Here is a 26,048-nt window from a genome sequence, read left to right on the forward strand (position 1 = left end):
TTCTTTCCCTCGGCGCCCGGGCTTTATTTATCCGCCGTGATGATGTAAATCGGATTTTGCGCCTTCATCATCGTTAAGCCTCCGACAGGCTCGCCCCGGCTGATCCCGACCTGAATCACTTCCACGTTTTGAAAATGCGCCGTCAGGTAGAGCTTAGCCCGCGCCGCGTTTTCCAGCGTGATAAAATTCGTCGCCACCCGGCCGCCGTCCCGCAGATGGTCGCGGCACCAGGCGAGGATGTCTTCCACGGCACCGCCGCTCCCGCCGACGATGATTTTATCTGCCGGCTCGCCAATGGCCCCGAGGGCCTGCGGCGCTTTGCCCTCGATAAGCGTCACATTAGAAGCATCAAAACGTTCGATATTTTGACGAATCAGCGCCTGGGCTGCGGGCTTGGCCTCGACTGCGTAAACCCGGCCGGCACGGGCTGCATGGGCCGCCTCCATCGTCAGGCCGCCGGTGCCTGCGCCGATGTCCACCACCACATCCGTCGCTTCGATGCCCAAAAGGGCAATGGTCAGCACCCGAATTTCCCGTTTGGTGATGGGCGCCTGGCCGCGGATATAAGCTTCGTCTGAATAAACTGCAATCTCACTCATCGGTTATAATCACCACCGACATACCTTGTTCTTGGAATGTCAGTGCCTCCTCTGCCGTTAATTTGGTAATACGTTCTTCCGGATAGGAGAGATCCTCTCCGGTATAGAGCACCTTGTCGCCGCAGCCGTGAGCCAGCAGCTCGCGGGCGATGGCCGCGGTGTTGTGGGCAGCGTCGGTGAGCACGCCGACGGTCCCTGCGGTTTCAAGCGCGCCGATCAAATCCTGATTCCGGCCGTGCAGGCTCATCAGTCCGGCATCCTGCCAGGGACGACCGATCTTCGCAAACAAATACTGCAGTGACGAAATTCCCGGCAGGGCTTCGATGTGCTCCGGCCCGATGACTTTGCGCGCGTAGTCCAGCAGGCTGTAAAATCCGCAGTCGCCCGAGACGACCAGCGCCGTCTTTCGCGTCGGATATACCGCGGCGGCCTTCGCCATCACCGCCGGCAGTTTGTCGCCGCCGGTACCGATAATGTGTACGGTTTTGCCCGCCGCATCAAAGCTTTCAAGGTGACGCCTGCCGCAGCAGATCACCTCCGCCTCGGCGATGGCGCGCTTAGCCGCCGGCAGGATATAATCCGGGTGCCCCGGCCCAAGGCTTACCACTTTTATTTTGTACATGCGAAAAACTCCTTGAACGCTCGAGCGCCGGCCGTCTGCCCCAGCAGGCCATATTCCCGGCTGAAAAGGATCACTTCAAAGGCCACGTTGCCGTAAACCTTGGCCTCGCAGCGCGCTTTTACCCGCTGCGCAATATGATCGAAATAGCCGCCGATCCCCGCCTCCCGGATAATCGGAATGGCGTCGTCCGTCGTCGTGCAGCGCAGGATGCGGTCGATGCAGCCGCGGTCCGCACCCATCCAGGCCGCGTTCGCCGCGAGAATTTCCATCCGGGCGTCGCTCACCGCCGAGTGGGTCTGAAAAATCCCTCCGGCCACCTTGATGAGTTTGCCCAGATGCCCAATGAAAAGGATTCGCTTCACCCCCATGCGCTCGGCCTGCTCCAGCATAAAGCCCACAAAGTTGCTGATTTTAATCATCGGTGCCCGGTCGAGGCCCAGCGATTTGGCAAAATCCTCGCCATAATTCCCCGGCACATAAAGAATATTCTCGTATCCCTTCTCCCGCAGGACCGACAATTCCAGTTTCATCGAGGCCTTCAATGACTCTTCGCTCATCGGCGTCACAACGCCGGAAGTCCCGATAACCGACAGCCCGCCGACCACACCAAGTTTGGGATTAAAGGTGCGTTTGGCCAGCTCGATGCCTTCCGGCATGGCGATGGTCACTTCAAAACCGCCGGTATAGCCAAAGTCTTTAGCCACCACTGCCAGTTCCCGGCGCATCATCGCCCGGGGCGTCGGGTTGATGGCCGGCTCTCCGACGGGAATCGAAAGCCCGGAAAGCGTCACTCTGCCGACCCCCGGCCCGCCTTTAAAGGTCACACCCGGCGCTGTCTGCCGACGCACCGTCGCAAAAACGCGCATACCATCGGTGACATCCGGGTCGTCCCCCGCATCTTTAATCACCGAACAGGTCACAGCTTCCGCCGTCATCTCGATGTCGTAAAGGTCGATGGCCAGCTGCCAACCCTTGGGCGTATCGATGGTAATTGCATTCCGGCGTTCCCCGGAGAGCAGCATCGTCGCCGCCCCCTTGGATGCCGCCGTCGCACAGGATCCCGTCGTATAGCCGTAGCGCATGCGCTTGCCGCCCTTTTCAATGTATTTTTCGAATTTTCCCATCGGGTGCTCCCTACAAAAATTATTCTGACGCCGCAAAGCCGCCAAATCCGCCCTTTTTGATGAGCACCGTCGATAAATAGGGCACCTTGCCGGCCAGCGCCTGAATATCGGTAGTCACCTGCTGACTCGTCATGCCGATATCGGACACCATTACGAAATGCTGTTCGAGGCCGCGGGCCGACAACTCTTTCGCCAGCGCTTCATTACCCGCGGAGACCTTCATCACCACGATGTTCTGATGGGCGTCGAGCACCGCCCGAACCCTTTCGATGGGTTCGGTCATGCCCACTACGCCCAGGGATTCTTCCCCCTGAGTCAGCGGGATGTTCAGCCGCGCTGCCAGATTGCAAAACGACGGGATCCCCGAGATGGTCTCCACTGCGAGGCCGCGCTGCAGCAAATAAGCCATCACATAGGAATAAGTGGAATAAACCATGGGGTCGCCTAAGGTTAAAAACACCGCATTTTCGCCGCGTTTCAAAATCGCGTGAATCGCGTCGGCGTTTTCCTGCCACCGGGCATCCAGCGCTTCCCGCTCTTCCGACAGCGACAGCATCGGAAAGTCCATGGTGATGCAGCGCTTGTCCTCGGCAATATAAGACCTTGCGATGCGAAAGGCGATGCTCGGTTTGCCCATCTTCCCGGTGGGGCTGATCACCACATCGGCCGTTTCGATAGCACGGACGGCCTTGACGGTAAGCAGTTCCGGATCCCCCGGACCGACGCCGATGCCGTATAAAACGCCTTTGCTTTCCGCCATCTTACCACTCCCTTCCCAAGCGATACAACAGCGCGTTTAAAATCGCGCCGACCACCGGGCTGCCGCCCTTGCGCCCGTTGATGCGAATATAGGGGACGCCGAAATCGTCAAGCTCGTCTAAAGCCTTCTTGGACTCGGCCGCCCCGACAAAGCCGATGGGTGCGCCGACGATCAGCGCCGGCTTGGAAGCGCCGTCCTTGATGAACGCAATCAGACGATAAAGGGCCGTCGGCGCGTTGCCGATGGCAAAAATCCCGATGTCGCCGTTCTTGATGGCCTTTTCCATGGCAACCGTCGACCGGGTCACACCCCGCTCTTTGGCCTCCGCCCGGACATCTTCGTCGTGAACGTAGTTGACCATTTCAACGCCCTGCATCGCCATGGCCCGGCTGTTCACCGCGGATTTGATCATCATCGTATCGGCATAGATTTTCTTGCCGGCGGCCAGCGCCTTCAGACCGCTGTTCACCGCGTCGTTTTTAAACTCGATGAGTCTTGCGTATTCAAAATCGGCCGTGGTGTGAATCACCCGGCGGACAATGCTGTCTGTCTCTTCAGGGAAGTGAATGCTGCCCAATTCCTCACCGATGATCTCAAAACTGCGCTTCTCGATTGCCTGCGGATTATTAATGTAGTTTTTCATGTGTTTATCCTTAAAATTTTTCTATTATTTTGCCATCGATTTCTTTAACAGGCCTTGCCGACTTTTAAAGATAAAGTGCGTCGCCTGTTTGTTCGATGCGGTAGCCGCCGGGGATCATGTTCTTCAAATAAATCCCTTCGTAATCTTTTTGAGGAACACGATTGATCCAGGCCGTCATGAAGCCGCGGTAATCAAAATCGGCCGCATCGTAAATCACGCCGACAACCGTGCCGCTGTGACCGATGGCCACGCCGCAGCCGCCATAGCGCCGGGACAGCGCGATCATGGTTTCCAGATAGGGTTTAAACAGCACCTTTTGATTGAGCCTGGCGCTCTCGGTGCAGGCGGCTCCCATTTGATGCAGATCTGCCGCGGCCAGCCCCGTTTCGAAATCGGCTACGATTTGTGCAAAGGCGGCACGGTCCACCGCGTCGTAAACATAGCGCTGCCCGCGAAAGCCGACCGTTGCCACCGAGCCGCCAAAATCGACGGCGAGAATTTTCGCCGACATCGCCCGGCGAAAGTCCCGGATCACGCCGCCTTTAATATAATTGAAAAGATTAAGATCCTGAAACATGATGTTGTCCGTCGGCTCGATGGCGACGCATAGTTCGGCAATGTCCGACGGGGTGACCCGCAGATCGTAATACGCCGCGAGGCCGGTGGCCACGGCCACCAAATCCGCCGTAGAGCTCGCCATCCCCTTGCCGGTCGGAATCTCCGAGCTGAGCGCAATGTTGATGCGATGCTTTTCTTCCCGCGGCAAACCGTAGCGCTCAAAAAAACAGTCCATGATCCGCACCGCTTTGTCCGGCAAAAAGTGATCGGCCGGCCGCTCTTCGACACGCGCCCGGGTGTACAGATCCACAGGGCAGGATACCAGGCACGGCGCGTCCCGGTAAATCCCCTGAATGAGTTCCCCGCAGGAACCCGGCACGCGGACCGTCACCCTACGCATGGCCAACCGTCCTTTCCGCCTTCGCCCGCCGCACGCGGCCCAGCAGTGCGAACAGGAAACGATCGGCCCCGTCGGCATAAAAATGCACGTGGGGATAGCCGGCCAGGGTATTGCACCGAGTATAACCGCATTGCCAAGTCTTGCCCCGCTTCGACAATTGATAAATTTGAGGAATAGGTATTTTCGCCTCCACCAGGCTATGATGAAATTCATGAGCTTTAAAATGACAGCGACGGCCGTCCAACATCGCCGCCACATCCACATAGCCGAAGCGCTGCAGCCGCGCCGTCATCACCGTGTCCGCCGGCAAAAAACCAACACCGGCATAGCGCTCGCCGTCTTTGTCCACAAGGCTTCGGGTCAGCGCCATCAGGCCGCCGCATTCGGCGTAGCAGGGCAGCCCCGATTCGAGCCGCTTCCGAAGGCGCGCGCGAAAAGTCCTGTTGGCTTCAAAGGCTTTCCCGAAGATTTCGGGAAAACCGCCGCCCAGATAAAGACCGTCGGCCTCCGCGGGAATATCTTCCGCCGCCAAAGGGCTAAACGGCACGAGCGTGACGCCCAGCGTCTTCAGTGCCGAAAAATTATCGCGATAATAAAAGTTAAAGGCGTTATCCCAGGCATAAGCGATGGTCAGATCACTGTACACATCGCCATAGGCTTCAAAGGGATCCGGCCGGCCCGGCAGCGCCTTGATGCCGGAGCGCGCCGCCATGCGGTCGATATCCACATGCGCCAGCACCAGATCCGCCGCGCGATCCACCTTCCCGCGCAGATCCGCCAGCTCGTCCGCCGGAATCAGCCCGAGGTGACGGCTCTCGAGGGTCAGCGCCGCGTCGTTCGGCAGCCACCCCACACAGGGAATCCCCGTATGTGCTTCGATGGCCGTTTTCACCAAAACGTAGTGAGATTTCGTAGCAATGCGGTTGACAATAACCCCGGCGATATGCACATCCGGATCAAAATCCGCATAGCCTTTTACCAAAGCCGCCGCCGAGGTGGACATGCCCCGGCCGTCGATGATCAGAAACACCGGCAGACCCAAAACTTTCGACAAATAGGCCGAGCTGCCGATTTCCCCGCCGGACGAAGCGCCGTCGTAAAGCCCCATAACCCCTTCGACCACGGCCAGATCCTCCGGACCGAGCCTGCGGCAGAACAGAGTCTTGATCATCTCGGGATCGAGCATCCAGGTGTCGAGATTGGTCGAAGCTTCGCCGGTCACAAAATGATGAAACATCGGATCGATATAATCCGGGCCGGTTTTGCTCGGCATCACGCGGTAGCCTTTTTTCTTAAAAGCCGCCATGATGCCCATGGTCACCGTCGTTTTGCCGACGTTGCTATTGGTTCCTGCCAGCATCAATCCGCGCATCGCCCCTCTCCTTTCGTTTGGCTATCTGCCATTTTTATTTTACCGCGTTTCGCGTCATCTTTAAATGAAATTTCTTGTTAAATGTTTGCACACCGTCCACTTATTGGGCAATCTTCTCCAGCCAGGCGTTAAACTCGTCGACATCCTTCGGATAGCTGCCGTCGGCCGGCGCCATGCCGTGGGCGATCATGTCCTCATAGATGTCGAGCATCGTCGGCCGGCGCAGATTCGCCTGCTCGCAGACGGCTTTGTCACGCATGATTTCAATCGGTGTGCCGTCGGCAATCACCCGTCCGTCGGAAAAAACAATCAGCCGTTCGGCCCAGCGATAAGCGAAGTTCATGTCGTGAGTGGAAATCAACAGGGTTTTGCGCTGGGCCACCAGCTTTTCGAGCACTTCTTCGAGCATCGCCGCGTTCAGCGGATCCAAGGCGGCCGTCGGCTCGTCAAAGACGATAACCTCCGAATGCATGGCAATAATATCCGCGATGGTGATGCGCTTCTTTTCGCCGCCGCTGCAATAATGGGGCGCCCGCTTTTTAAAGTCGGAAATATTCATATAGGCCAGCGCCTCATCCACCCGGGCCGCCACTTCCGATTCCGGCAGGCCCAGGTTCATCGGTCCGAAGGAAACTTCCCCCATGACCGTCGACGCGATGATCTGATTGTCCGCGTCCTGAAAAACGATGCCGACGCCGCGGCGCAGCTCGTTCATCACCTTTTTGTCATCGGTGATTTTCTGACCTTTAAAATAAATTTCGCCGGAATCCGGCCGCAAAACACCGTTAATGTTCAAAAAAAAGGTGGATTTGCCGGCGCCGTTGTTCCCGACGACACAAACCCGCTCCCCCGGCATCACGTCCAGGGTGATCCCCTTGAGAGCCTGATGGCTGCCGGAATAGGTATAGGTCAGATCTTTGACCTTTAAAATCGGTTCAGACATTTAAATTCACTCCTTGGAAAGTCATGATCCACACGCAAACAAAATAGGCCAGCGGCAGCGCCCCCCAGAGCCACTGGGCCCGGGTAACGGGTTTCTTCGCTTCGAGAAAGCGCAGGTCGCCGTCATAGCAGCGGGCCTCCATCGCGTCGAAAAACTGATTGCCCCGCTTCATCGACACCACAAAAAGATTGCTGGCCGTGCTGCCGAAGGAATACAGCGCCTTTCTAAAATCGGTATAGCCCAGCCGAGATTCCGCCGAATTGCGCATCTTGCTGTTGGTATCCAGCAGGATAAAGATAAAGCGGTACATCATATTCATCAGTTCGATAATCAGCTTCGGCACGTGGCATTTTTTGAGCACCGAAAAAATCTCGCCCGACATGGTGGACAGTGACATCATATACATGGCAGAAATGGCACCGAAAGCCTTGCTCCACAAAATCGCCGTGTTATAAAGCGTTTGGGGCGTGATGATCACATATCCCCAATGCGCGAAAAAATTAATCAGCGCGTTATCGTAGGGTGTCTTCGAAAATTCAAACAGGACAAAAATGGACCCGGCGATCATGAAGACCAATGGAATCGTCAAGAGGCTGATGTAGTTGTGCAGATCTAATCCGCCGAGAACCACCGTCACAAAAAAGGTGAACAGGATAATGCTGAAGGAAACGTAGGGATTGTTTGAAATGATACACATCAGCAGTAAAATAATACCAAATCCGATTTTAAACGAAGGATTCCATTCGGAAATGGCAGAATTATAGGCATAGATATCAATCGACAGGGTCGACTCGCCATGTTTGTGTCCAAAGCCGCCATGACGGTGACGGGCCTCACCGCGATGCCGATAGACCTTGTAAATCCCTCCGCCGATCAGCAATAACAAGGGCGGCACCAGCCACAAAAAATGGGTAACATTCAATTTCATTTTCAGACCTTTCAAAAGCCCGGCAGCATGTAGGCATGCTGCTATAAAGAGGGGCTGAAAGGCGCGAACGCCTCCCAGCCCCTCAATGCTTTTATCAATTTGGGCACAAAGCCTTAAAGTTCCTGATCTTCTTTGCCGAGCTTTTTGCGTTCGACAAAACGTCCCAGGAAAAACGCCATAATGCCAACGCCGATGCCCGTCTGCACACAGAAGAGCAACGATTCAACTTCGCCCGGCAGTTCACCGCCGATGGCCTTTTCCAAAACCGGTGTGGCCCAGGCTTTGTAGGAACTGTCGTTCTTTTCGACCAGGGTTCCGCCGGCATCGTCAGAGCCGCCGAATTCGGCCTTGCCGGACAATGCGAAGAATGGAATCACTGCAATCGCCACACACACGAGCAACAGGATTAAAGCTGTTTTTTTGTTTTTAGACATTATTCTGCTCCTCCCAAGAAACCAATCGCCTTCATTTCAGCCGTGGCATAAGATTCGAGCGCCATGATGATGATGACCGACAGAATCCCTTCGATGATCGCCAGCGGCACCTGAGTCGCAGCGTAAACACCCATATTGGAAACGAAAGCTGCCCCAAAACCGACATTGGAATGATGAGCCCACGCCATCTGCACGGCCGTCACGCAATAGGTGAAAAGATCCCCTAAGGCGCAAGCCAGGAAGATATTCACTTTGCGGTTAACATGCGCTTTGTCCATCAGTTTGTAAAGGCCGAAAGAAACGAACGGCCCCGCAATGGCCATCGAGAAACAATTCGCCCCAATGGTGGTCAAGCCGCCGTGCGCCAACAAAATGGCTTGAAACAGCAGCACAATCAAGCCGAGAACAGCCACCGCGGCCGGCCCGAAGAGCAACGCGCCGAGGCCCGTCCCGGTCATGTGCGAACAGGAGCCCGTCACAGACGGAATCTTCAGAGAAGAAATCACAAAGATGAAAGCACCGGCCATGGCCATCAGCGAAATGGTGCGGCGATTCGCATTGACCGTTTTACGAATGGAGAAAAAACCCCAGATGACAAACGGCAACGCCACCACACCCCAGAATACACAAAGACTGGCCGGAAGGTAACCTTCCATAATGTGCATGGCGTTTGCCGCCGGCATCACGCCGAAACAAACGGCAAAGGCGATGGACGCCGCAACGATCCATTTTTGCTTCTTAGACAAAGATTGTGACATAAGAAACCTCCTAATAAGAATTTATAAAAATCACACGCTCAAAGACTTCCCTCAAAACGATCCCCTGAGACTTCGCCAAACGCCGTCACTTCCCCCACCGCGTCTTTTGCGAATAATCAAAAGATAATTATTACAGGATTATGTTTTCCCAGACAATCATATGGCGAGAACGCTAACGGATAACGGTGCATTAACGCTATTTCTGCGCCAGTGCGGATCCTAATGAGCCACGAATTTTATATTGCTTTAGATCATACCTATCACCTTATAATCTGTCAAGATTAGTGGTCAAATTTGCCGATCCATCTGATGAATTTTTTGGCACAGATTTTGAATTGACATGCTTTAAACGCGAGAACAACATTTTCGATTTTTATATGTTCATTTATTCATTGTTTAATGACAACTTGTTAGGTTTTTCAATCATTTTCATGCATTTTGCCGATAATTATCCTTAAAATTCCTGCAACTATTTTCATTGCCTATACTTTTTTGCTTTTGCCGGTGCTCTATTTTACAAATTGCAACATCCGCCAAAGCGATTTGTTCCATTTTTTACATTTGTGATGCCGCCCACTCCCGATTCCTCGTCCGCAGCCGGCTGATTTCCCGCAAAGAAAAACGAAGCCCCCAAAGGACTTCGCTTCAATTTTAAAATGGCGGAGAAGGAGGGATTTGAACCCTCGCGCCGCGTTAACGACCTACACCCTTAGCAGGGGCGCCTCTTCAGCCAACTTGAGTACTTCTCCATGCCTCGCGGATCGCCGCTCCCGACTGATGGGTTTTGTACGACTCCCGTTTATTCTATTATCATGGCCGAGAGGGTGGGATTCGAACCCACGCGGGCTTGCGCCCAAACGGTTTTCAAGACCGCCTCGTTATGACCACTTCGATACCTCTCGGCGGACATTCCTGCATCGCCGGAAATGCACAACAAAAATTATAACAGGGGTCTTCTCCCCTGTCAAGATTTTTATTGGTGCATTTCTCTATCAGATCCGCCAAAATCGCCTTCAACAGACCTTTTCAACCCAGCCGAAGCTGTCTTCCACAATGCCGCGCTGAATGCCGCAGAGGGTGTCATAAACCTTCTGCGCGTAGGGACCGATCTGATCATCGTTAAAAACCATATCCTCGCCATTGTAGTTGAGTTTGCCGATAGGCGCCACAACGGCCGCCGTCCCCATGCCAAAGACTTCTTCAACTTTGCCCGCATGATAATCGGCTACCAGCTCTTCGATGGGCAGCACCCGTTCTTCGACGGTTTCGCCCCAGCTTCTGAGCAGTTCGATGATGGACTTGCGGGTGATCCCCGGCAGGATGGTGCCCGTCAGCTTGGGCGTAACAAACTTGCCGTCGATGCGGAACATCACGTTGCAGGAGCCGACTTCTTCGATGTTTTTGCGGGTGGCCCCGTCGAGCCACAGGGTTTCTTCATAGCCTTCGGCGTTGGCTTTTTCGGTCGCCGCCAGCGATCCGGCATAGTTGCCGCCGCATTTGGCTTCCCCGGTGCCGCCGACCACCGTCCGGGCATAAACCTGCTCGATATGCATCATCGCCGGTTTAAGGCCTTCTTCGTAATAGGCGCCGACCGGGCAAAGGATGATGAAAAATTTATAGCTATTGGACACGTGGACGCCGATGTATTCTTCCGTTGCAAATACAAAGGGGCGGATATAAAGCGCCGTGCCGGGAGCGGTTGGGATCCAGTCCTGGTCAAGCGCTACCAGCTGCTTGAGGGCATCAAGCACGAAAGCCTCGTCAATTTCCGGAATACACATCCGCTTGTTGGAACGGTTCATCCGCGCGAGATTTTCCGTCGGGCGAAACATCTGCACATGCCCTTCCGGCGTCTTATAGGCCTTCAGCCCTTCAAATACTTCCTGGGCGTAATGAAAAACGCAGGCGGACGGTTCCAGCGTGATCGGGCCGTAAGGCTCGATCTGGGCGTTGTGCCAGCCTTTTCCGGCATCATAATCCATTGTGAACATGTGGTCGGTAAAAATCCGGCCAAAGGGCAAATGATTTTGATCCGGCTTTTCTTTGGGATGGGTCGTTTTGGTAACCTTGATTTCCATGATGGTTCTCCTCTTCGTTTATCAGATTCGCCAAACGGCGACAGCTTGTCGCATGGTGATTTATACATTGTTTTTATTGTATCAATCATGTATACAATCGACAAGTCCTCCTTTGCATTTTTATGTATTTTTTGGCGTACATGATTTTCGATAAACTCATCTTAAAGATGCAATCATCAAAAAAACCATCGGACGATTTGATGAAAACCGATGGTTTTATGAGGCGGTGCCTGCCGGGTATTCCCCGAAATTTATATGGATATGGAGGTGTGATTCCTATCCGAACATCCGGCACGGTGGTGTGTGGACTGCGCCGGGTGATTCGCTAAGCACCATGTCAATATTATTTTTTCAAAAGGTCTGCAGCCGCTTGATGCAGCTGCAAAACCAAAATACGGTTTGTCATTGCCAGTCCGCCGGATAAACAAAATAGGCAAAACGCGCCTTGTCGGGCGAACGAAAATGAATATGGCTGCCTTTGGGGATATAAAGTATATCCCCGGCCTCTCCGCACACGACCCGTTCGTCGATCACAATTTCCAAGGTTCCTTCGAGAACCATGTCATATTCGTCGTAGCTTAATGTCCATTCAAAATCCGTATGGTCGACTTCCATGACGCCGGCCCCCATGCGCGGCGCCTCCTCAAGCGTCATCACGTCTTTTAAGCGCACATCTTCTCTGCCTTCAAAAGGTTCACATTTCACGGTTGATACTTGAATATGGGTTATCCCGCTGGGATCCCTTTCTTTCTTAAAGGGCTGATCGCCCTGAAGAAAATCGCCGGCTTCCATTACCCGATGCACAATATCTGCAATTAAGGCTTCTGTTACGTTCATTGGTCACCTCCCGTTTGTTCCGTTGCCGAGTCTGCTGTTTGACCGCCTTGAATTTTCCCCAAAAGTTTCGGCGCTAACATATTGGCCAGTATGAGCGCGGTGATCCCGGCAACAAGCTTGCCCACAATCACCGGAAAAATCATCTTCGGATTAACACCGGCTGTAAATCCCAAATGATCGCCGAAAACAAAGGCTGCCGACACGGCAAAAGCCACGTTGAGCAGTTTGCCTTTAGCGTTCATTTTATCCATGATATTAAACATCGCAATGTTATTGGCCAGATTGGCCACTAAGCCGGCGGAACTATTTTCGTCAATACCGAGTTTCTGGCCGACCTTCTGTAGCGCGCCGCCAAAAGTATCCGTAATCCATTTGACCATCGGAAAAGCGCCGATCAGCACAATGGCAATCGTCCCGCAGACCAATAGGCCCGATTCCAACGGAATCGTCCCATTCGCATCCGGTTTGACCATCAGATTCATCAGCGGGAAACGAATACCGGTTTCATATTCAAAGACGGCCACCGCCGTAAAAAATGTGATAATGATAGTCACGGCCTTACCAAAAACATTAAACCCGTTGATCATCTTGTCGGGCTTAAACCACAGCCCAATCACGATGAGTCCGGCGATGATAATAACTGGAATCAGATTAACCAAAATCGTTCCGATACTGATTTTATATTCTGTGAGGTTCATCACCAATCCCCCCGCAATACAGCCGATGGGAATCGTGATCAAGCCGGCTAAAATACCAGCGCCTAAATAAGGGCGATCCTGCTTTTTAATGATGGACAAAGCCACCGGAATGGTAAAAACAATGGTCGGTCCCATCATAGATCCCAGAATCAAACCTGAAAAATTTCCAAGCGTCGCATTTGCTGCCATCTTCATGGCTAATGGATATCCGCCCATATCACAGGCGAGCAAGGTTGTCGCGAACATCGACGCATCCGCCCCGAAAAACCGATAAATCGGCACGATGATGGGCTTGAGAATAATGGCCAGCACCGGGGCTGCCGCGACGACGCCCGCCATAGCCATCGCCAAAGGCCCCATCGCGTTGAACCCTTCTTCAAACTGTTCGCCGTAGCCAAGCTTGTTGCCCCGCATTTTGTCAACGGCGCCGATGATCATGAAAATCATCATGATCATGATGATCACCGCATTGATCGATAAGTGCGACACCCAATGGCTGACGCTTTTTGTGAAAACCGCCGTATTGGTCAGATTGCTCACTAACTCATTAAACATCTCTTTGTCCTCTTTCGTTCTCTATGTTATTTGCTTTCACGTCACATTAAGGCATCGGTTAAAGGCATGGCCGGCCGCGGAATCACGGTGGTTTCCACCAGCAGATCCCGATCGTCTTCAGCGGCAGACACCGCTGCCTTGACGGCTCCAACATCCCCTGTGAGGGTTACGAATCCCTTGCCGCCAATCGCGTAGCCGATGCGAACTTCTATCAACTGAATCTGAGCCGCTTTGGCTGCGGTATCCGCAGCGGTAATCGCCGATGCAATGGAATAAAATTCCAAAACGCCAAGGGCCTCGGGCTTAACGACTTGTGTCGTTCCCATCAACGCGGGCACCAGTTGCTCGTGGATATTCGGAATTAACAGTGTATTAACCGTGTATGCCGCCGCCAGTTGTTTGCCGGCTTTCATGGATGCTTCTACCTCACCGACCTCCCCGGCAATAATGACGATGTATTTACCGGGACATACGGTTAATGATCGCACCAGATCAACCTGAGACGCCTTGAGCATTTCGTCCGTCGCGCGGATTCCCCGAGCAATGCTGTTTAATTCGATCATACCAAGCGCTCGTCTCATCGGTCTTCTCCTTTTCTTCGCATCTCTTTTTCTTTGGTAATGGTTATGCGGCATTCATCGATGGCTGTCACGATGCCATCAATGCTGCTGTGAACATTGGCTGAAACGGCACCCGTCGCTTCGCCAATCAATGTTCCCCGAGCCACTTCTTCTCCCAAAATAACCACCGGTTTGGCCGGTGCGCCAATGTGGGTATTGAGCGGGATCCGCACTTCATTTGGCTTATGGTCCGCCACTTCGAGATTTTGTCCTTGGTATTCCGAAAGGCCCAGGCGCGCAATCAGCCGATTTGTCGGCACGCGTCTGAAATCAATCATCGGGCTGGCCTTCGGCGTCTGACTGAATTCCGGCGCTAATTTGCGTTCCCGCAGCTGGCCTTTGAAATAATCGTTGATGCGTTTGGGCGACAGCCCCATCGGGCAGGCAAACATCTCGCAGACGCCGCATCCGCAGCAATTGACCACGCTGCCGTAAGCCGACAAATAATCGGCATCAGCCGTCAGCGCCGCCTCTTTAAAAGCGTTGCGCATCACACGGTGAGGCGTCACCCGATGGCCGATCAATTGCCGCGGGCAAAGATCGGTGCACATCCGGCACTGAATGCACGCGGCCATCGCCTGTCGTTTCATCTGGCGAATAGAAAGTTGACGATGCGCCGCCAAAAAATGATTTTTCGGAAGCACCAGCAGGTTGCCCAGCGTTTTGCTTACCACTTCTTCAGCAAGGGCGTCTTCTTGCCAAATCATTCGCCCCATCATCGGGCCGCCGAGAATCACCGCGGCCCCTTTCGGCATCCCGCCGGCAAGGGCCAGACAATCCGTCACCGGTGTTCCGATCGGCACCGTTAAAATCAGCGGCTTGGGCACTGCGCCGATCACGGACAGCGTCTTTTGGGTGACCGGCGCTCCCGCGGCTGCCTGGGCAATCCCGCAAACAGTCCCCACATTATCGACTACCGCCCCGACAGCTGACGGCAATCCTCTTTCAGGGATGCTTTTTCCCGTTACCGCCTGAACGACAATCTGCTCATCTCCGGCCGGATAAAAGGGCGCCATCTTAAAAAGTTCAATCGACGCGCCGGCTGCATTAATCGCTGCCTGCAAGCTTTCGATTTCTCGCCGATAGGTTTTTTTGAGGGCGATCACAATGTGCTGGGCGTTCACAGCCGCTGCAGCTAAGAGGGTGCCCGCCACGATCTGTTCGCTTTGTTCGCGGCAGCAATATTTATCCACGGCAATAAGGGGCTCGCATTCGAGTGCGTTGACGATAAAATATTCGGCCGATGCCCCAAGCTTGACATGCGTCGGAAAGCCGGCCCCGCCGGCGCCGATCACGCCGGCCTGTTTAACTTTTTCCAGTAAATCCATGGTTTTTTTCCTTCCAGCAAGCCGCATCCACATCCATATCGTCAATAATGCCCACGACCGACGCGTCCACCGGCGTGCGATTGTCACCAGTCGCGCTTCGCGCCGAGCTGCCGGAAACGACAATCACCCATTCGCCGATGCCGGCGCCCACCATATCGGCGGCTACAAATGGAACCGCCGTCGGATTTTTTTCTGCCGACAGCATTGGCTGAACGAGCAAAAGCTTTAGCCCGGAGAGCCGCGGCTCTTTTTGCGTGGCCCAAACGCTGCCGATAATCTTGCCGACCTTCACTGTCTCACCCCCGTTTTACGATGGCGATATGATGATCCTCCAGCAATTCTTCGGCCATATCTGTCACGATTGCATTCGGGGCGATGATAACAGCGCGGATATCCCGCCGCTCTGTCAACGGAATGACCGCCTGCTCTGTAATAATGCGCCGCGCGATTATAATCTCGCCTTCTGCTGCGGCCTTTGCCGGTTCGTCGGCCGCCGGCGCTGCTTCTTTCTCCGGTGCCGGCGATACCCGTTTGCCCCGGGAGGCTTGCATCACGTCGCTTTCAAAAGTCGGCTGTTCCCCACCGAGTAAAACTGACGGCAAATCCTTCTTCGCACAGACGGTCACGCCGTTTTGCATCAGTCGATGATACGTTTCTTCAAAATGACGATAAAAATTAATCGGCGCGCTGGCCTGGTAGGTCATAAAGCCCACCCCTTCCTTCAATACGATGACGGGCTTGCCAGACAAAAGCGCATCGATCACCCGATTGGCAAGCGCGCTCCCGCCAATCCCATCAACAATGCGGCACATATCCGTCGGCGGCAGTTCTGCGACCACCAACCCCTGAGATGCATCCGAGGCTTCGCTAACCAAACGGTATGCCGCATTCAGTTCGGCATCCCCGGCCAATGCCGCCTGGAGGGATTCCGTCGCCCCGCACAATTCCCAAACGCAACGCGTATCCGACTGCCCGGATGCTTCAGCGGCCGTCGGCTCTTGAATGTCGACAAGCCTCGCCTGCACGCGTTCGGCAATTTGAGCGATCAGCCTTTCCATCTGCTCTGATTGTGCCGCAGATTTATCCTTTGCCATGCTTTCTTCCTTTCTCTAATCCGCCGGCGAATCATTATACCAGCCTGCCAGATAACGGCACATGATGATGTGCAAAACGCTGGACAGCCGATTAAGCCCTTCCACAATGTCACTTCGATTCATCCCGCCCCCTTCCCGATAGGCCGAGACCGCGGCAATTTCCGTTCGTCGGATCGCCGTCCTCAAATGATTGAGCCTGGCATAGTCGGCGCCAAGGCTCTTGTCCGGCAGAACCATCTGCTTAATGTTGTAATGGCGCATCGGATGGTGAGAATGCTCCCGAATCTCGTCGTGGTTTAACCCCAGGATGGTTTTCTTCTCGAAGGATTCGTCGAGCACGTCACAGCGCATCATCATCCGCAGCGTCTGAAGGACTTCCTCCAACGCCGAGGCGAGCTTTTCGCTTCCCCTTTTACTAATAATCTCTGTCTGCACCAGAATCACCTCGGCCTGCACCGCATCGAGCATGCCCCGAAATATAATTCTGGGATGGTCTTTTGATACCAGTTGATTGCCGAAAAGCTGGGTCATGTGTTCAGGTTTTCGGGTATAGAAAGCGCCGCTTTCAAAATCGATATAAGCGGCTTTTTCCGTAGCCGCCTCTTCTGCCCTTGGCATCGTCTTTTTTTGTTCATCCGGCGAGACGATCGGCCGCTCTTCTTCAGGCGGTTTGCCGGCCGTACGCTCCTGAACAATGGCAATTTTCCGATCTGTCAGAAATTCTCTTGCAGCCGGCGACAGGATTTTGTCCTTTTCAAGGACAAACCGGCGCGCATCACTTCGAATGATTCTTCGAAGCGATGCTTCCGTAATAACCTTCATTCCCGTTCACTTCCTGATTTTATTTAAGGCTTGGCAGGATTTGCTCGACTTCTTCGTGGGGTCTCGGAATGACATGAACCGAAACGACATTCCCGACTTTATCCGCTGCTGCCGCGCCGGCATCTACCGCCGCCTTCACCGCCCCCACGTCGCCGCGGACCATCGTGGTCACCAGCCCGCTGCCGATTTTTTCGACACCGATCAGCGTGACGTTGGCCGCCTTGACCATCGCATCCGACGCTTCCACAGTGCCCACAAATCCTTTGGTTTCAATCATACCGAGTGCCTGTTTTTCGTTAACTGCCATTATTTTGTTCCTCCTTTAGATGCCTGTTTAGGGGCCTGTTCTGCTTTCTTATCAAAGAATGGTAAAATTTGTTCAACCTCGGTGTGAGGTCTCGGAATCACGTGGACCGAAACGATTTGCCCGACCTTGTCGGCCGCCGCCGCGCCGGCATCCACCGCCGCCTTCACCGCCCCCACATCGCCGCGGACCATCGTGGTCACCAGCCCGCTGCCGATTTTTTCGACACCGATCAGCGTGACGTTGGCCGCCTTGACCATCGCATCCGACGCTTCCACGGTCCCGACATATCCTTTGGTTTCGATCATGCCCAATGCTTCTGAAGTACTCATCTTTATCTCCTCTTTCATCATTTCTCATACTGTTTACTGCGCCTTCAGCTGGCGGAGAACGGCCGCCGTGATTTTAGCCACCGTTTCCTGATTGATGTCTTGATCTTTAACGATCCGGCATTTTTGATCTGCCAGCTTCGCTTCTGCTTTAATCTCCGACAGATCCCTAATGCCGTAGGCCACTTTGCGCACGTTGATGAGATTCTGCGGTCCGACATTTTCCGAGGTGGCACTGCCGCCAATGGCCCCGCAGCCCAAGGTCAGCGATGGCATCAGTCCTGTGGTCGCCCCGATGCCCCCTAAGGCGCTGGGCGTATTCACAATAATGCGTGACGCCGGCACCCGGGCGGCAAAATAATCGACAATGGCATCGTCCTCCGTGTGAATGCTGAAAGTATGCCCGGCGCCCTCGTAATACAGAATTTCCTGGGCCAGTTTGCAAACCGCACGATAGTCCTTTGCCGTATAAAAGGCGAGAATCGGGCAGAGCTTCTCGTTGGAATAGGGGTGGCCGATGCCGACGCCGTCTTCTTTAGCCACCAGCACCTTGGTTCCTTCCGGGATGCTCAAGCCGGCAAGTTCCGCGATTTTCTGCGCCGAACGCCCAACTATCATCGGATTCATCGTGCCGTTAGCCCGGAGAATAAAGCGGCCGAGCTGTTTGTATTCCTGATCGTCCAAAAAGTAAGCGCCTTGTTTGATCATCTCGCGCTGGACTTCCGCTGCTATGTCGTCGTCGCAGACCACCGATTGTTCCGAAGCGCAAATGGTGCCGTTGTCGAAAGTTTCCGAGGCCATAATTTGTGCTACCGACGCTTGAATATCCGCCGTTTTCTCGATATAACACGGCCCGTTTCCCGGCCCGACACCGATGGCCGGCGTTCCGGAAGAATACGCCGCACGGACCATCGCCGAGCCCCCCGTTGCCAAAATCATGGACACGATGGGATGCTTCATCAGGGTATCTGTCGCCTGCATCGTGGGAATGGAAATGCACGACACCAGGTTTTCGTCACCGCCGGCTTCCGCAATGGCCTGGCGAATGACTTTAACCGTTTCTAAAATACAACGCAGGGCGTTGGGATGGGGCGAAAAGACAATCGCGTTCCCCGCTTTGATGGCAATTTCCGATTTATAAAGCACGGTAGAGGTCGGATTGGTGGATGGCACCAAACCAGCGATCACGCCGACGGGCACGCACCCGGCGTATCGGATCCCGGTCGATTTCTCCCATCATTTTGGCATCTTTGATATATTCATAAACGCCTCTGCTGGCGAAGATATTTTTAATAACTTTGTCGTCGACAACGCCAAACTCGGTGTCCTCATGAGCCATCTGAGCCAAACGGCGCGCGTTGCGCACCCCGGCTTCCGCGATGCTTTTGACAATTTTATCAGCGGTTTGCTGATCCGTCGCCGCAAGCTTTTGCTGTGCCTGCTTGGCATTTTCTAACAGCTTGCGTACCTCCTGCACCGACAACAGATCTTTATCGTATAATTGCATGGATTCTCCCTCGTGTTCTCAAATTTAATCAATCGGCCGCTCCGCCACATATTCAACAGCGCGGGCGAAGGCGTCGCACGCGGATTTGCACGCCGATTGGCTGCCGGTGAGCAAAGCCCCGCCAAAGTTGGTCTCGGACGGCGGCGCATAAAGCTCGCAAAGCGAAACGTCGGCTGCTTTCATGGCCGCATCCACCGCATACATCGCCTCGAGCGGCGGCGCGATCAAATAGGCCAGGGCTTCTCCTTCCTGGATCCCGGCGCCGGCAGAAAGATAGGAGCCGGTGCGCGAGATGCAGTGGGCATAATAAACGATACTGTCGTCCTCGTTGGCCGAGATAAAGTGCGCCACATTCTCGATCGTGTCGACGCAAGCGTCGAGTCCGCTTTTTACCTCCGCCGGATTCGGGCCGGCCAGAATGCCGATGATTTCTCCAGCCAGTTTGGTATTCGCGTTGTCCGCGCCGCCGTAAAAGCTTTTGGCATAAACCACTTCGACATCGGCCTTTTTCGTCGCTTCATCCAGTGCCGTATAGGTTACGTCGTCGCAATCCGCCGTGATAAGGGCGATGGCCTTCAGATGCTTCGGCAAGTTTAAAGAAGCCGCGAGGCCCGCGTCTACATTCGGAATAATTTTGGTAGCCAACACCTTAGTCTGTAAAATATCTCCCTTCATCGGGCGCCTCCTATAGCTTTAAATCCGTGCCGCTCTTCTTCTGGTCGAGCATCATTTTTAAGACGTCCGCAATATGGGCGCCGGCTTCGGCCGGGTTCGTCCCTTCCCTGTGAATATTGGAAACGACATTGCGCCGCGCCTCGGGCATGTTCTTTTCTGCGTGATAAGCCATATAGGCCGACATGGACTGCGCGGTAATGAGTCCCGGGCGTTCGCCGATGAGCACGCAAATGGCTTCCGGTTCCACGATTTCGGCAATCTCTTCCATAATGGCGACGCGGCCGTATTTCACGAAGAACGGTGTGCCGACATCAATCCCCTGACTTTCAAGCCCCTGCACAATCGCCGGATAAACCTCGCCGGCATTCGCTTCGATGGCCGCTGAGCTCAGGCCATCCGCGATAACGATCTGCACTTTGGGATGTTTCTTGCATTTTTCGGCAATGGTTTTTTTCGCTTCTTCCGAAAGCTGCCGTCCCAGATCCGGCCGGGTCAAATAAACGTCTTTATTTTCACAACGGGACTGCACGGTAAAAAATCCCAGTTGTTTTTCGATGAAATCCGCGTCGACATCGGTAAAAACGGCATCTTGCGCCGCGGAATGCGCCGCCCTGAACTGCAGTGTCGGTTCGGTTTTGTAGCGCGCGCCGGCCTTGCCAATGCCCAGCCGGCAGGGTGCTTTGCTTTTAATCGCCAGATAAGCTTCGCCATTATGCGGATTTTCAATCAGGTATTGCTGCCGCAGATCCACAGCCGCCACATCCGGAATTTCTCCTTCTTCAACCGCTTCACAGCCCGTCGGTTGCACTTCCGTCACTTCCTGCAAAGGCGCTTCGTTTAAAACAGCTCCCAGATCCATTTCCTGAATAATTTGTTTGACAATATCCTTAACGGCACTTTCTTGAATCACAATTTCACCCCCTTATTCACAAAAGACGGATGCATCGCCGGCCAGCGCGGTCAGCTTGCCGTCTTTGCTAAAGCCCATCTTTTCCATCCAGGCGTCAAACGCCGGCACCGGCCGCAGCCCAAAGGCTTCGCGCAGCGCCGGCGTATCGTGATAGCCCGTGCATTGGTACATCAGCATGCAGTCATCCCCCTGGGGAACGCCCATCACGTAATTACAGCCCGCCGCCACGAGCAATGCTGCCAGGTTTTCAATGTCGTTTTGATCCGCCTTCATATGATTCGTATAGCAGGCGTCGCAGCCCATGGGAATGCCCGAAAGCTTGCCCATAAAATGATCTTCAAGACCGGCACGGGTAACCTGCTTTGAATCGTAAAGGTATTCCGGTCCGATGAATCCCACCACCGTATTCACAAGAAATGGGGCATAGTGTCTGGCCAGACCATAACAGCGTGCTTCCATCGTCAGCTGATCCCAGCCGTTGTTGGCTTCGGCCGAAAGCTCGGATCCCTGCCCGGTTTCAAAATACATGAAATTGGGGCCGACGCTTTCCCCCTGAACGCGCATCAGGTCCCGGCCGTCCTGGAGCATTTGTATCGTTACGCCAAAAGCCTCATTCCCTTTTTGAGAGCCGGCAATGGATTGGAAAAGCAAATCCACAGGCGCATGCAGCTTTTCAATCGCGCCCATTTGCGTTTGAATATGCGCAAGCACGGAGCATTGGGTCGGAATTTTCCATTTTTCTTTAAACTCGTGAAACGCCTTCATAATGCGGGCGATATTTTCCATAGAATCATCCACCGGGTTCAGGCCGAGCACCGCATCGCCGACCCCGTAGCTGAAGCCTTCCATCGTCGACGCCATAATGCCGTCGATGTCGTCCGTGGTGTGGTTGGGCTGCAGTCTTGCCGAAAAGGTTCCCGGCAGCCCGATCGTGGTATTGCAATGGGCCGTGATCCGGATCTTCTTCGCAGCGTAAATCAAGTCGAGGTTCCCCATAAGCTTGGTCACCGCCGAAATCATTTCGCTGGTCAGCCCCCGGGACGCCCGGCGGATCATGTCTCCTGTCGTGTGCTGATCGAGCAGCCACTCCCGGAATTCCATGACGCTCATGTGCTTGAATTCGCTATAGATGCGCTCGTTGATATCATCCTGAATAATGCGCGTCACCTCGTCCTCTTCGTAGGGGACGGCTGGATAATTGCGCAAATCCTCCAGTGTCAAATGGGAAAGCACGACTTTAGCCGCAACGCGTTCTTCAGCCGAGTCAGCCGCAATCCCTGCCAATTTGTCTCCGGATTTTTCTTCATTGGCCTTGGCCATGACCTCCCGGATGGAACCAAACTGATAATGGTGTCCGAATAACTTCGTTTTTAAAATCATTTTTCCTCCTCAAAACATCTCTTTGATTTTAAGTATTAAAAATAATGGTTTTGACGATCACCGGGCAGACCCGTCCCCCAGCCACCGGTTCCCCGATATCGATATAATCGCCGTCCGCGGTATAAATCCCGTCCAACGAGATGATCGGCTTATCGGCCCTGACTCGAAGCGCCATCGCATTGCCAAGTGCCTTCCCAATGTCATTTTCCACAATGACAATGAGGGGAGAAGGCCCTTCGATAACGGCTTTCGCGCCATTGACAATGGCTTCGGCCAACGTCTGAATCGCGGCGAAGGTCGAAAAGGCCGTCCCCAACAGCCCAATAGCTACAGGGCTTTCACCATCTCCGAACAGCGACAGCTTGTTACGGATGGTCTCCGTGATCTTTTTGGGGTCTGTTGCTTCCTCCTCTCCAATTTTTAAGACTGGTATATTTTTGATGGGCAGCGTATTTGCTTCGTAATGAATCGTACTGCCGCTGACATTCACTGTATGGCTGCCGGCGCCGACCACTGTCGCCCGAATCGTCTCCCGGGCTTCACAAACCGGCGTTTCGCTTTTTTCAAACCGATGCTTCAGTGCCTTTGCCAGCAGGACGCCGATATCTCCATAAAGAAAGGGGTCTAACGCTTCACCGGCATTAAGCCTACGCATGTTCTCCGCCACGCCTCCCGAAAGGGTCAATGCATCCATGTGGAGCACCTGAGGCAGCGGCGCCCCGTCATTCGTGTAAAGGCTGCCATGATTCGGCGTGCGAGTCTGACGGTTAATCGCTTGAAACAAGTGATCGGCCATGATTTCGCAAAGCCTTTCGAGCTGCTGCAGATCTGCCGGCTCCCCAACGTGTAAAGGAATGCCCCGGCGTTCGGCCAACGCGGCAATTTTGGAAAAGACAGCTGTGATTCGGCCGCCTTCAACCCGCACCAAACGCCCACCGATATCCAAACAAGTCGTTCCGATCAGTTTTCCTCGGTCAAACACGGCGATATTGCTCGTCCCGCCGCCAATGTCGATATTGGCCATCACCTTTCGCTTTTTTCGAGAAAGGTTATCCGTCCCGGCACCCTTTGCCGAAAGCACGGATTCCAGACTTGGTCCCGCGGTTGCAACCACAAAATTGCCGGCCATATCGCTCAATGCCTGGAGCACGATGTCTGCGTTCTCCTTGCGCGCCGAATCCCCGGTGATAATGACCGCGCCCGTTTGCAAATCCGCCGGCGCCACGCCCGCTTTCGCATATTCTTTTCGCAGGATTTTTTCGATGGCCTCGGTATCGATCAACGCATCCCCTATGAGCGGCGTAAAGTAAATGGGCGACCTATAAACCACCCGCTTGTCGACAATGTGGATGCGCGGCACAACATAACTGCCCGCCGTATTGCAAATAGTCAGTTCACTGAAGATCATCTGCGTGGTCGATGTGCCGATATCAATGCCAACACTTTTGATCTTTTCTTCCATACTCATCTTTGTTAACATCCCTGCTTTCTTTTTGCTTTGCTATCATGAAACTTCCCTCTGGCAGCGCTGCAAGGCAACAAAAAAATCCGGGATACGAAAAATAACCTTTCGTTTCCCGGACTGCATCGTCTCGGATTCTCAGTCGATGCTGCACCGCATCGGCTGATTTGGTTGTATTTAGATTTTTGTTTCTTCCGTTGTCTCTATCGGCCAGCAAATAGCGGTTCGCGTTCCCGTTTCATCAGAATCAACCTGCACCTGACCGTGCAATTTATCTGAAATAATTGAACTGACGATGGATATGCCAAGACTGTCCTTATGCGGCTGATTGACATCGTAGCCGCATCCATCATCACAAATGTTCAGACCACAAATGGTCTGATCACAGACGATGGTGATTTTAATTTTCCCGTGACTCCTGCCGACAAAAGCGTGTTTAACCGAATTCTGCAGAATTTCATTAACCACAAGTGCGATATTTGTCGCCTTGTCTGATCTCAATTCAAAATCGTCACCTTCAATTTCAATCTTTAGCTCCAACTCCGGATCCACCGCGTTGAGAATATTCTGCCGAATGCTTTGAAGCACCCGTTTGATCTTAACATCGTTCAAACCACTTTTAGACAAAAGTTCATGGGTCGCCGCAATGGACATGATTCGCAATTCACATTTTTTCAGTGCTTCTCGGGTCTGCGTATTCCGGCTGCGTCTTCCCTGCAAATGCAAAATGGAGGCGACCATCTGGAGATTGTTTTTAACGCGATGGTGAATCTCCTGCATCGCAAGCGTTTTATAAGCCAGTTCACGCTCTTGTTCTTTTTCTGTTGTCACGTCTTTAATAAGAACCGCCGCCTCCCCCCCTCTTTCAAGGTTCAAATGAATATGGCGGATAATGAAATACTTATTGCTGATCTCTACCTCTTGGCTGGTAACTTTTTCCGATGTCGACGGATCCCAATTCACCAGACAAAAATCGCGATAGCTTTGTCCCGTCAAATGTTCACCAAATCCAAAACTCCGATAAATATCAGCCGCATATTGATTACAAAAGCGAATTCTTCCCTTTTCATCGACAATGAGCAATCCTTCTTCAATGTATTTTGTTAGATAAAGGGAATCTTTATAGCCGGCAAATGATGCCGGTTCTGCCTGCGGGATAAATTGATCCAAACCATCAAAGCCTAATACGTTTTCGGATTCCATTGATTTTTGAAAGCGCTGTTCTTGTATCAGCACCCCGATGAGCCGCGACTGGTTGTAAATCGGTTCGACTGACTGAACCACCGGATTCCCTTCCTGGGTAACTCCTCTCATCTTGCGCGTCGCCATTCCGGTTTTAAAAGTGAGGTCAACCCCGGGTTCATCCTTCGCCAAAGCATATTGTCCCACTACGGTCGAAGAATAAGCACTTGGCGCCGTCTCCGGTACCGCCATGGCCACTACTAAAACGCTATGATCTTTCGTTAAACAGTCAATAAAGACGTCGCATTCCGTCATGTTCGCAATGGACTGCAATAAATTCTCAACGGAAACCAGCAGTTTAATATCATCATTTGTCAATGTCGTATGCCGGCGCAACAGTGATTCCAATTTCATATCAGATCGACACCCGCTGCAAAATTACTGAGGCCACCTGTTCCATAGGAACATTCTTTTCGCGACTCAATTGTCTAATGATATGATATGCTTTATCTTCTGAGCATTTTCCTTTATCCATTAAATATCCTTTGGCTCGTTCAATTTGAATCCGATGTTTCAGACGATTTTCCACCTTCTGAATTTTCCGATTCAACTGTTTAATTTCCTGACTTCGTCGCAGGGCAATTTCTATCGCCGGCATCAGATCCCCTTCTGAAATGGGTTTTACCAAATATCCCCAAACACCGTTTTGTTTGGCTTGCTCTACATAATTAAGCGATGTAAATGCTGTCAGCATAATAATGGCATCGGCAAGGTGCCCTTCATTAATGACCTTGGCCGCCTCCAAGCCGCCTACAATCGGCATTTTGATATCGAGAAAAACCAAATCTGGATGTGTCTTCCGACAAATTTCAATGGCATCAAAACCGTCCGGCGCTTCACCGACCACTTCGTAGCCCTGATCCTCCAGCATTTCCCGTAAATCCATCCGTAAAATTGGTTCGTCATCCGCGATAACAAGCGATGCCTTTTTTAATCGATCCATGACTTTTCCCCTTTTGTTTTTGCTTTTGTAGCAAGCAAATCCATCTTTAAACTTTAGCAAAAAAGCCCTTTCAAGTTGCATTACAGCAGTATCGCTGTAAATCATTTGAAAGGGCTACATCAC

At 53.1% G+C, this 26,048-nt stretch carries 29 protein-coding genes and 2 tRNA genes; all 31 read right to left on the reverse strand.

Annotation, left to right across the window (positions count from 1 at the left end; all coding sequences use genetic code 11):
* Positions 1-23: 23 nt before the first annotated feature.
* The 31 genes from cbiT to HMPREF0721_RS07445 all read right to left on the reverse strand — a co-directional run bounded on the left by cbiT (position 24) and on the right by HMPREF0721_RS07445 (position 25,925).
* The gene (cbiT, locus tag HMPREF0721_RS07295) at positions 24-599 is read right to left on the reverse strand and encodes a precorrin-6Y C5,15-methyltransferase (decarboxylating) subunit CbiT (protein ID WP_006599028.1); all 576 of its coding nucleotides are present in this window, start codon (positions 597-599) and stop codon (positions 24-26) included.
* Positions 592-1,221: a precorrin-6y C5,15-methyltransferase (decarboxylating) subunit CbiE gene (cbiE, locus tag HMPREF0721_RS07300; protein ID WP_006599029.1), complete on the reverse strand. Its 630-nt coding sequence runs from the start codon at positions 1,219-1,221 to the stop codon at positions 592-594. Before cbiE ends, cbiT begins: the two co-directional genes overlap by 8 nt.
* The gene (cbiD, locus tag HMPREF0721_RS07305) at positions 1,209-2,345 is read right to left on the reverse strand and encodes a cobalt-precorrin-5B (C(1))-methyltransferase CbiD (protein ID WP_006599030.1); all 1,137 of its coding nucleotides are present in this window, start codon (positions 2,343-2,345) and stop codon (positions 1,209-1,211) included. The genes cbiE and cbiD overlap by 13 nt, the downstream gene beginning before the upstream one ends.
* Positions 2,346-2,364: 19 nt before the next feature.
* Positions 2,365-3,105 carry a precorrin-2 C(20)-methyltransferase gene (gene cobI / locus HMPREF0721_RS07310; protein ID WP_006599031.1) on the reverse strand — a complete coding sequence of 247 codons (741 nt, stop codon included), beginning with the start codon at positions 3,103-3,105 and terminating at the stop codon, positions 2,365-2,367.
* Between the two features lies 1 nt (position 3,106).
* Positions 3,107-3,748, reverse strand: coding sequence for a precorrin-8X methylmutase (locus HMPREF0721_RS07315; RefSeq protein ID WP_006599032.1), 642 nt, complete (start codon positions 3,746-3,748; stop codon positions 3,107-3,109).
* A 64-nt stretch (positions 3,749-3,812) separates the two neighbouring features.
* Complete coding sequence (locus HMPREF0721_RS07320) at positions 3,813-4,706, reverse strand: GHMP family kinase ATP-binding protein (RefSeq protein WP_006599033.1); 894 nt, start codon at positions 4,704-4,706, stop codon at positions 3,813-3,815.
* The gene (locus HMPREF0721_RS07325) at positions 4,699-6,078 is read right to left on the reverse strand and encodes a cobyrinic acid a,c-diamide synthase CobB (RefSeq protein ID WP_006599034.1); all 1,380 of its coding nucleotides are present in this window, start codon (positions 6,076-6,078) and stop codon (positions 4,699-4,701) included. The genes HMPREF0721_RS07320 and HMPREF0721_RS07325 overlap by 8 nt, the downstream gene beginning before the upstream one ends.
* A gap of 100 nt (positions 6,079-6,178) precedes the next feature.
* Positions 6,179-7,021: an energy-coupling factor ABC transporter ATP-binding protein gene (locus HMPREF0721_RS07330; protein ID WP_006599035.1), complete on the reverse strand. Its 843-nt coding sequence runs from the start codon at positions 7,019-7,021 to the stop codon at positions 6,179-6,181.
* Positions 7,014-7,949 (reverse strand): cobalt ECF transporter T component CbiQ, encoded by a 936-nt coding sequence (gene cbiQ / locus HMPREF0721_RS07335; protein ID WP_006599036.1) that lies wholly within the window; start codon positions 7,947-7,949, stop codon positions 7,014-7,016. The genes HMPREF0721_RS07330 and cbiQ overlap by 8 nt, the downstream gene beginning before the upstream one ends.
* Positions 7,950-8,062: 113 nt before the next feature.
* On the reverse strand, positions 8,063-8,383 hold the full coding sequence (locus tag HMPREF0721_RS07340) for an energy-coupling factor ABC transporter substrate-binding protein (RefSeq protein WP_006599037.1): 321 nt from the start codon (positions 8,381-8,383) through the stop codon (positions 8,063-8,065).
* The gene (locus HMPREF0721_RS07345; protein ID WP_006599038.1) at positions 8,383-9,141 is read right to left on the reverse strand and encodes an energy-coupling factor ABC transporter permease; all 759 of its coding nucleotides are present in this window, start codon (positions 9,139-9,141) and stop codon (positions 8,383-8,385) included. The genes HMPREF0721_RS07340 and HMPREF0721_RS07345 overlap by 1 nt, the downstream gene beginning before the upstream one ends.
* Before the next feature lie 657 nt (positions 9,142-9,798).
* A tRNA-Ser gene (locus HMPREF0721_RS07350) sits at positions 9,799-9,890 on the reverse strand.
* A gap of 64 nt (positions 9,891-9,954) precedes the next feature.
* Positions 9,955-10,043, reverse strand: a tRNA-Ser gene (locus tag HMPREF0721_RS07355).
* A gap of 111 nt (positions 10,044-10,154) precedes the next feature.
* A complete protein-coding gene (locus tag HMPREF0721_RS07360; protein ID WP_006599041.1) occupies positions 10,155-11,219 on the reverse strand; it encodes a branched-chain amino acid aminotransferase in 1,065 nt (354 codons plus the stop codon).
* Positions 11,220-11,621: 402 nt separating this feature from the next.
* A complete protein-coding gene (locus tag HMPREF0721_RS07365; RefSeq protein ID WP_006599043.1) occupies positions 11,622-12,056 on the reverse strand; it encodes a cupin domain-containing protein in 435 nt (144 codons plus the stop codon).
* Complete coding sequence (locus HMPREF0721_RS07370) at positions 12,053-13,309, reverse strand: ethanolamine utilization protein EutH (protein WP_006599044.1); 1,257 nt, start codon at positions 13,307-13,309, stop codon at positions 12,053-12,055. Before HMPREF0721_RS07370 ends, HMPREF0721_RS07365 begins: the two co-directional genes overlap by 4 nt.
* A 41-nt stretch (positions 13,310-13,350) precedes the next feature.
* Entirely contained in the window at positions 13,351-13,890 is a 540-nt protein-coding gene (locus HMPREF0721_RS07375; protein WP_006599045.1) for a BMC domain-containing protein, read from the reverse strand.
* Entirely contained in the window at positions 13,887-15,257 is a 1,371-nt protein-coding gene (locus HMPREF0721_RS07380; RefSeq protein WP_006599046.1) for a 4Fe-4S dicluster domain-containing protein, read from the reverse strand. Before HMPREF0721_RS07380 ends, HMPREF0721_RS07375 begins: the two co-directional genes overlap by 4 nt.
* Positions 15,235-15,549, reverse strand: coding sequence for a EutN/CcmL family microcompartment protein (locus HMPREF0721_RS07385; RefSeq protein WP_006599047.1), 315 nt, complete (start codon positions 15,547-15,549; stop codon positions 15,235-15,237). The genes HMPREF0721_RS07380 and HMPREF0721_RS07385 overlap by 23 nt, the downstream gene beginning before the upstream one ends.
* Before the next feature lie 4 nt (positions 15,550-15,553).
* Positions 15,554-16,351, reverse strand: coding sequence for a hypothetical protein (locus HMPREF0721_RS07390; protein ID WP_006599048.1), 798 nt, complete (start codon positions 16,349-16,351; stop codon positions 15,554-15,556).
* A 15-nt stretch (positions 16,352-16,366) separates the two neighbouring features.
* A complete protein-coding gene (locus HMPREF0721_RS07395) occupies positions 16,367-17,173 on the reverse strand; it encodes a cob(I)yrinic acid a,c-diamide adenosyltransferase (RefSeq protein WP_006599049.1) in 807 nt (268 codons plus the stop codon).
* 19 nt (positions 17,174-17,192) lie between these two features.
* Positions 17,193-17,480: a BMC domain-containing protein gene (locus tag HMPREF0721_RS07400; protein ID WP_006599050.1), complete on the reverse strand. Its 288-nt coding sequence runs from the start codon at positions 17,478-17,480 to the stop codon at positions 17,193-17,195.
* A complete protein-coding gene (locus HMPREF0721_RS07405) occupies positions 17,480-17,809 on the reverse strand; it encodes a BMC domain-containing protein (RefSeq protein ID WP_006599051.1) in 330 nt (109 codons plus the stop codon). Before HMPREF0721_RS07405 ends, HMPREF0721_RS07400 begins: the two co-directional genes overlap by 1 nt.
* Before the next feature lie 33 nt (positions 17,810-17,842).
* A complete protein-coding gene (locus HMPREF0721_RS07410; RefSeq protein ID WP_341349322.1) occupies positions 17,843-18,994 on the reverse strand; it encodes an aldehyde dehydrogenase family protein in 1,152 nt (383 codons plus the stop codon).
* Complete coding sequence (locus tag HMPREF0721_RS12720; protein ID WP_006599053.1) at positions 18,942-19,313, reverse strand: hypothetical protein; 372 nt, start codon at positions 19,311-19,313, stop codon at positions 18,942-18,944. The genes HMPREF0721_RS07410 and HMPREF0721_RS12720 overlap by 53 nt, the downstream gene beginning before the upstream one ends.
* 24 nt (positions 19,314-19,337) lie before the next feature.
* On the reverse strand, positions 19,338-19,988 hold the full coding sequence (gene eutL / locus HMPREF0721_RS07420) for an ethanolamine utilization microcompartment protein EutL (protein WP_006599054.1): 651 nt from the start codon (positions 19,986-19,988) through the stop codon (positions 19,338-19,340).
* 10 nt (positions 19,989-19,998) lie between these two features.
* Positions 19,999-20,895 (reverse strand): ethanolamine ammonia-lyase subunit EutC, encoded by an 897-nt coding sequence (gene eutC / locus HMPREF0721_RS07425; protein ID WP_242821889.1) that lies wholly within the window; start codon positions 20,893-20,895, stop codon positions 19,999-20,001.
* Positions 20,896-20,910: 15 nt separating this feature from the next.
* Positions 20,911-22,278, reverse strand: a complete 1,368-nt coding sequence (locus tag HMPREF0721_RS07430) for an ethanolamine ammonia-lyase subunit EutB (RefSeq protein WP_006599056.1) — start codon at positions 22,276-22,278, stop codon at positions 20,911-20,913.
* 28 nt (positions 22,279-22,306) lie between these two features.
* The gene (locus HMPREF0721_RS07435; protein WP_006599057.1) at positions 22,307-23,758 is read right to left on the reverse strand and encodes an ethanolamine ammonia-lyase reactivating factor EutA; all 1,452 of its coding nucleotides are present in this window, start codon (positions 23,756-23,758) and stop codon (positions 22,307-22,309) included.
* A gap of 159 nt (positions 23,759-23,917) precedes the next feature.
* Positions 23,918-25,336, reverse strand: a complete 1,419-nt coding sequence (locus HMPREF0721_RS07440) for a sensor histidine kinase (protein WP_006599059.1) — start codon at positions 25,334-25,336, stop codon at positions 23,918-23,920.
* Position 25,337: 1 nt separating this feature from the next.
* Positions 25,338-25,925, reverse strand: a complete 588-nt coding sequence (locus HMPREF0721_RS07445) for an ANTAR domain-containing response regulator (RefSeq protein ID WP_040639981.1) — start codon at positions 25,923-25,925, stop codon at positions 25,338-25,340.
* Positions 25,926-26,048: the final 123 nt, after the last annotated feature.

It is taken from the genome of Pseudoramibacter alactolyticus ATCC 23263 (assembly GCF_000185505.1).
GTDB lineage: Bacteria > Bacillota > Clostridia > Eubacteriales > Eubacteriaceae > Pseudoramibacter > Pseudoramibacter alactolyticus.

Excerpts from the sequence above, each read along its gene's own strand:
- cbiT (WP_006599028.1), bottom strand. The coding sequence starts at position 599 with ATGAGTGAGATTGCAGTTTATTCAGACGAAGCTTATATCCGCGGCCAG.
- cbiE (WP_006599029.1), bottom strand. The coding sequence starts at position 1,221 with ATGTACAAAATAAAAGTGGTAAGCCTTGGGCCGGGGCACCCGGATTAT.
- cbiD (WP_006599030.1), bottom strand. The coding sequence starts at position 2,345 with ATGGGAAAATTCGAAAAATACATTGAAAAGGGCGGCAAGCGCATGCGC.
- cobI (WP_006599031.1), bottom strand. The coding sequence starts at position 3,105 with ATGGCGGAAAGCAAAGGCGTTTTATACGGCATCGGCGTCGGTCCGGGG.
- HMPREF0721_RS07315 (WP_006599032.1), bottom strand. The coding sequence starts at position 3,748 with ATGAAAAACTACATTAATAATCCGCAGGCAATCGAGAAGCGCAGTTTT.
- HMPREF0721_RS07320 (WP_006599033.1), bottom strand. The coding sequence starts at position 4,706 with ATGCGTAGGGTGACGGTCCGCGTGCCGGGTTCCTGCGGGGAACTCATT.
- HMPREF0721_RS07325 (WP_006599034.1), bottom strand. The coding sequence starts at position 6,078 with ATGCGCGGATTGATGCTGGCAGGAACCAATAGCAACGTCGGCAAAACG.
- HMPREF0721_RS07330 (WP_006599035.1), bottom strand. The coding sequence starts at position 7,021 with ATGTCTGAACCGATTTTAAAGGTCAAAGATCTGACCTATACCTATTCC.
- cbiQ (WP_006599036.1), bottom strand. The coding sequence starts at position 7,949 with ATGAAATTGAATGTTACCCATTTTTTGTGGCTGGTGCCGCCCTTGTTA.
- HMPREF0721_RS07340 (WP_006599037.1), bottom strand. The coding sequence starts at position 8,383 with ATGTCTAAAAACAAAAAAACAGCTTTAATCCTGTTGCTCGTGTGTGTG.
- HMPREF0721_RS07345 (WP_006599038.1), bottom strand. The coding sequence starts at position 9,141 with ATGTCACAATCTTTGTCTAAGAAGCAAAAATGGATCGTTGCGGCGTCC.
- HMPREF0721_RS07360 (WP_006599041.1), bottom strand. The coding sequence starts at position 11,219 with ATGGAAATCAAGGTTACCAAAACGACCCATCCCAAAGAAAAGCCGGAT.
- HMPREF0721_RS07365 (WP_006599043.1), bottom strand. The coding sequence starts at position 12,056 with ATGAACGTAACAGAAGCCTTAATTGCAGATATTGTGCATCGGGTAATG.
- HMPREF0721_RS07370 (WP_006599044.1), bottom strand. The coding sequence starts at position 13,309 with ATGTTTAATGAGTTAGTGAGCAATCTGACCAATACGGCGGTTTTCACA.
- HMPREF0721_RS07375 (WP_006599045.1), bottom strand. The coding sequence starts at position 13,890 with ATGAGACGAGCGCTTGGTATGATCGAATTAAACAGCATTGCTCGGGGA.
- HMPREF0721_RS07380 (WP_006599046.1), bottom strand. The coding sequence starts at position 15,257 with ATGGATTTACTGGAAAAAGTTAAACAGGCCGGCGTGATCGGCGCCGGC.
- HMPREF0721_RS07390 (WP_006599048.1), bottom strand. The coding sequence starts at position 16,351 with ATGGCAAAGGATAAATCTGCGGCACAATCAGAGCAGATGGAAAGGCTG.
- HMPREF0721_RS07395 (WP_006599049.1), bottom strand. The coding sequence starts at position 17,173 with ATGAAGGTTATTACGGAAGCATCGCTTCGAAGAATCATTCGAAGTGAT.
- HMPREF0721_RS07400 (WP_006599050.1), bottom strand. The coding sequence starts at position 17,480 with ATGGCAGTTAACGAAAAACAGGCACTCGGTATGATTGAAACCAAAGGA.
- HMPREF0721_RS07405 (WP_006599051.1), bottom strand. The coding sequence starts at position 17,809 with ATGAGTACTTCAGAAGCATTGGGCATGATCGAAACCAAAGGATATGTC.
- HMPREF0721_RS12720 (WP_006599053.1), bottom strand. The coding sequence starts at position 19,313 with ATGCAATTATACGATAAAGATCTGTTGTCGGTGCAGGAGGTACGCAAG.
- eutL (WP_006599054.1), bottom strand. The coding sequence starts at position 19,988 with ATGAAGGGAGATATTTTACAGACTAAGGTGTTGGCTACCAAAATTATT.
- HMPREF0721_RS07430 (WP_006599056.1), bottom strand. The coding sequence starts at position 22,278 with ATGATTTTAAAAACGAAGTTATTCGGACACCATTATCAGTTTGGTTCC.
- HMPREF0721_RS07435 (WP_006599057.1), bottom strand. The coding sequence starts at position 23,758 with ATGTTAACAAAGATGAGTATGGAAGAAAAGATCAAAAGTGTTGGCATT.
- HMPREF0721_RS07440 (WP_006599059.1), bottom strand. The coding sequence starts at position 25,336 with ATGAAATTGGAATCACTGTTGCGCCGGCATACGACATTGACAAATGAT.
- HMPREF0721_RS07445 (WP_040639981.1), bottom strand. The coding sequence starts at position 25,925 with ATGGATCGATTAAAAAAGGCATCGCTTGTTATCGCGGATGACGAACCA.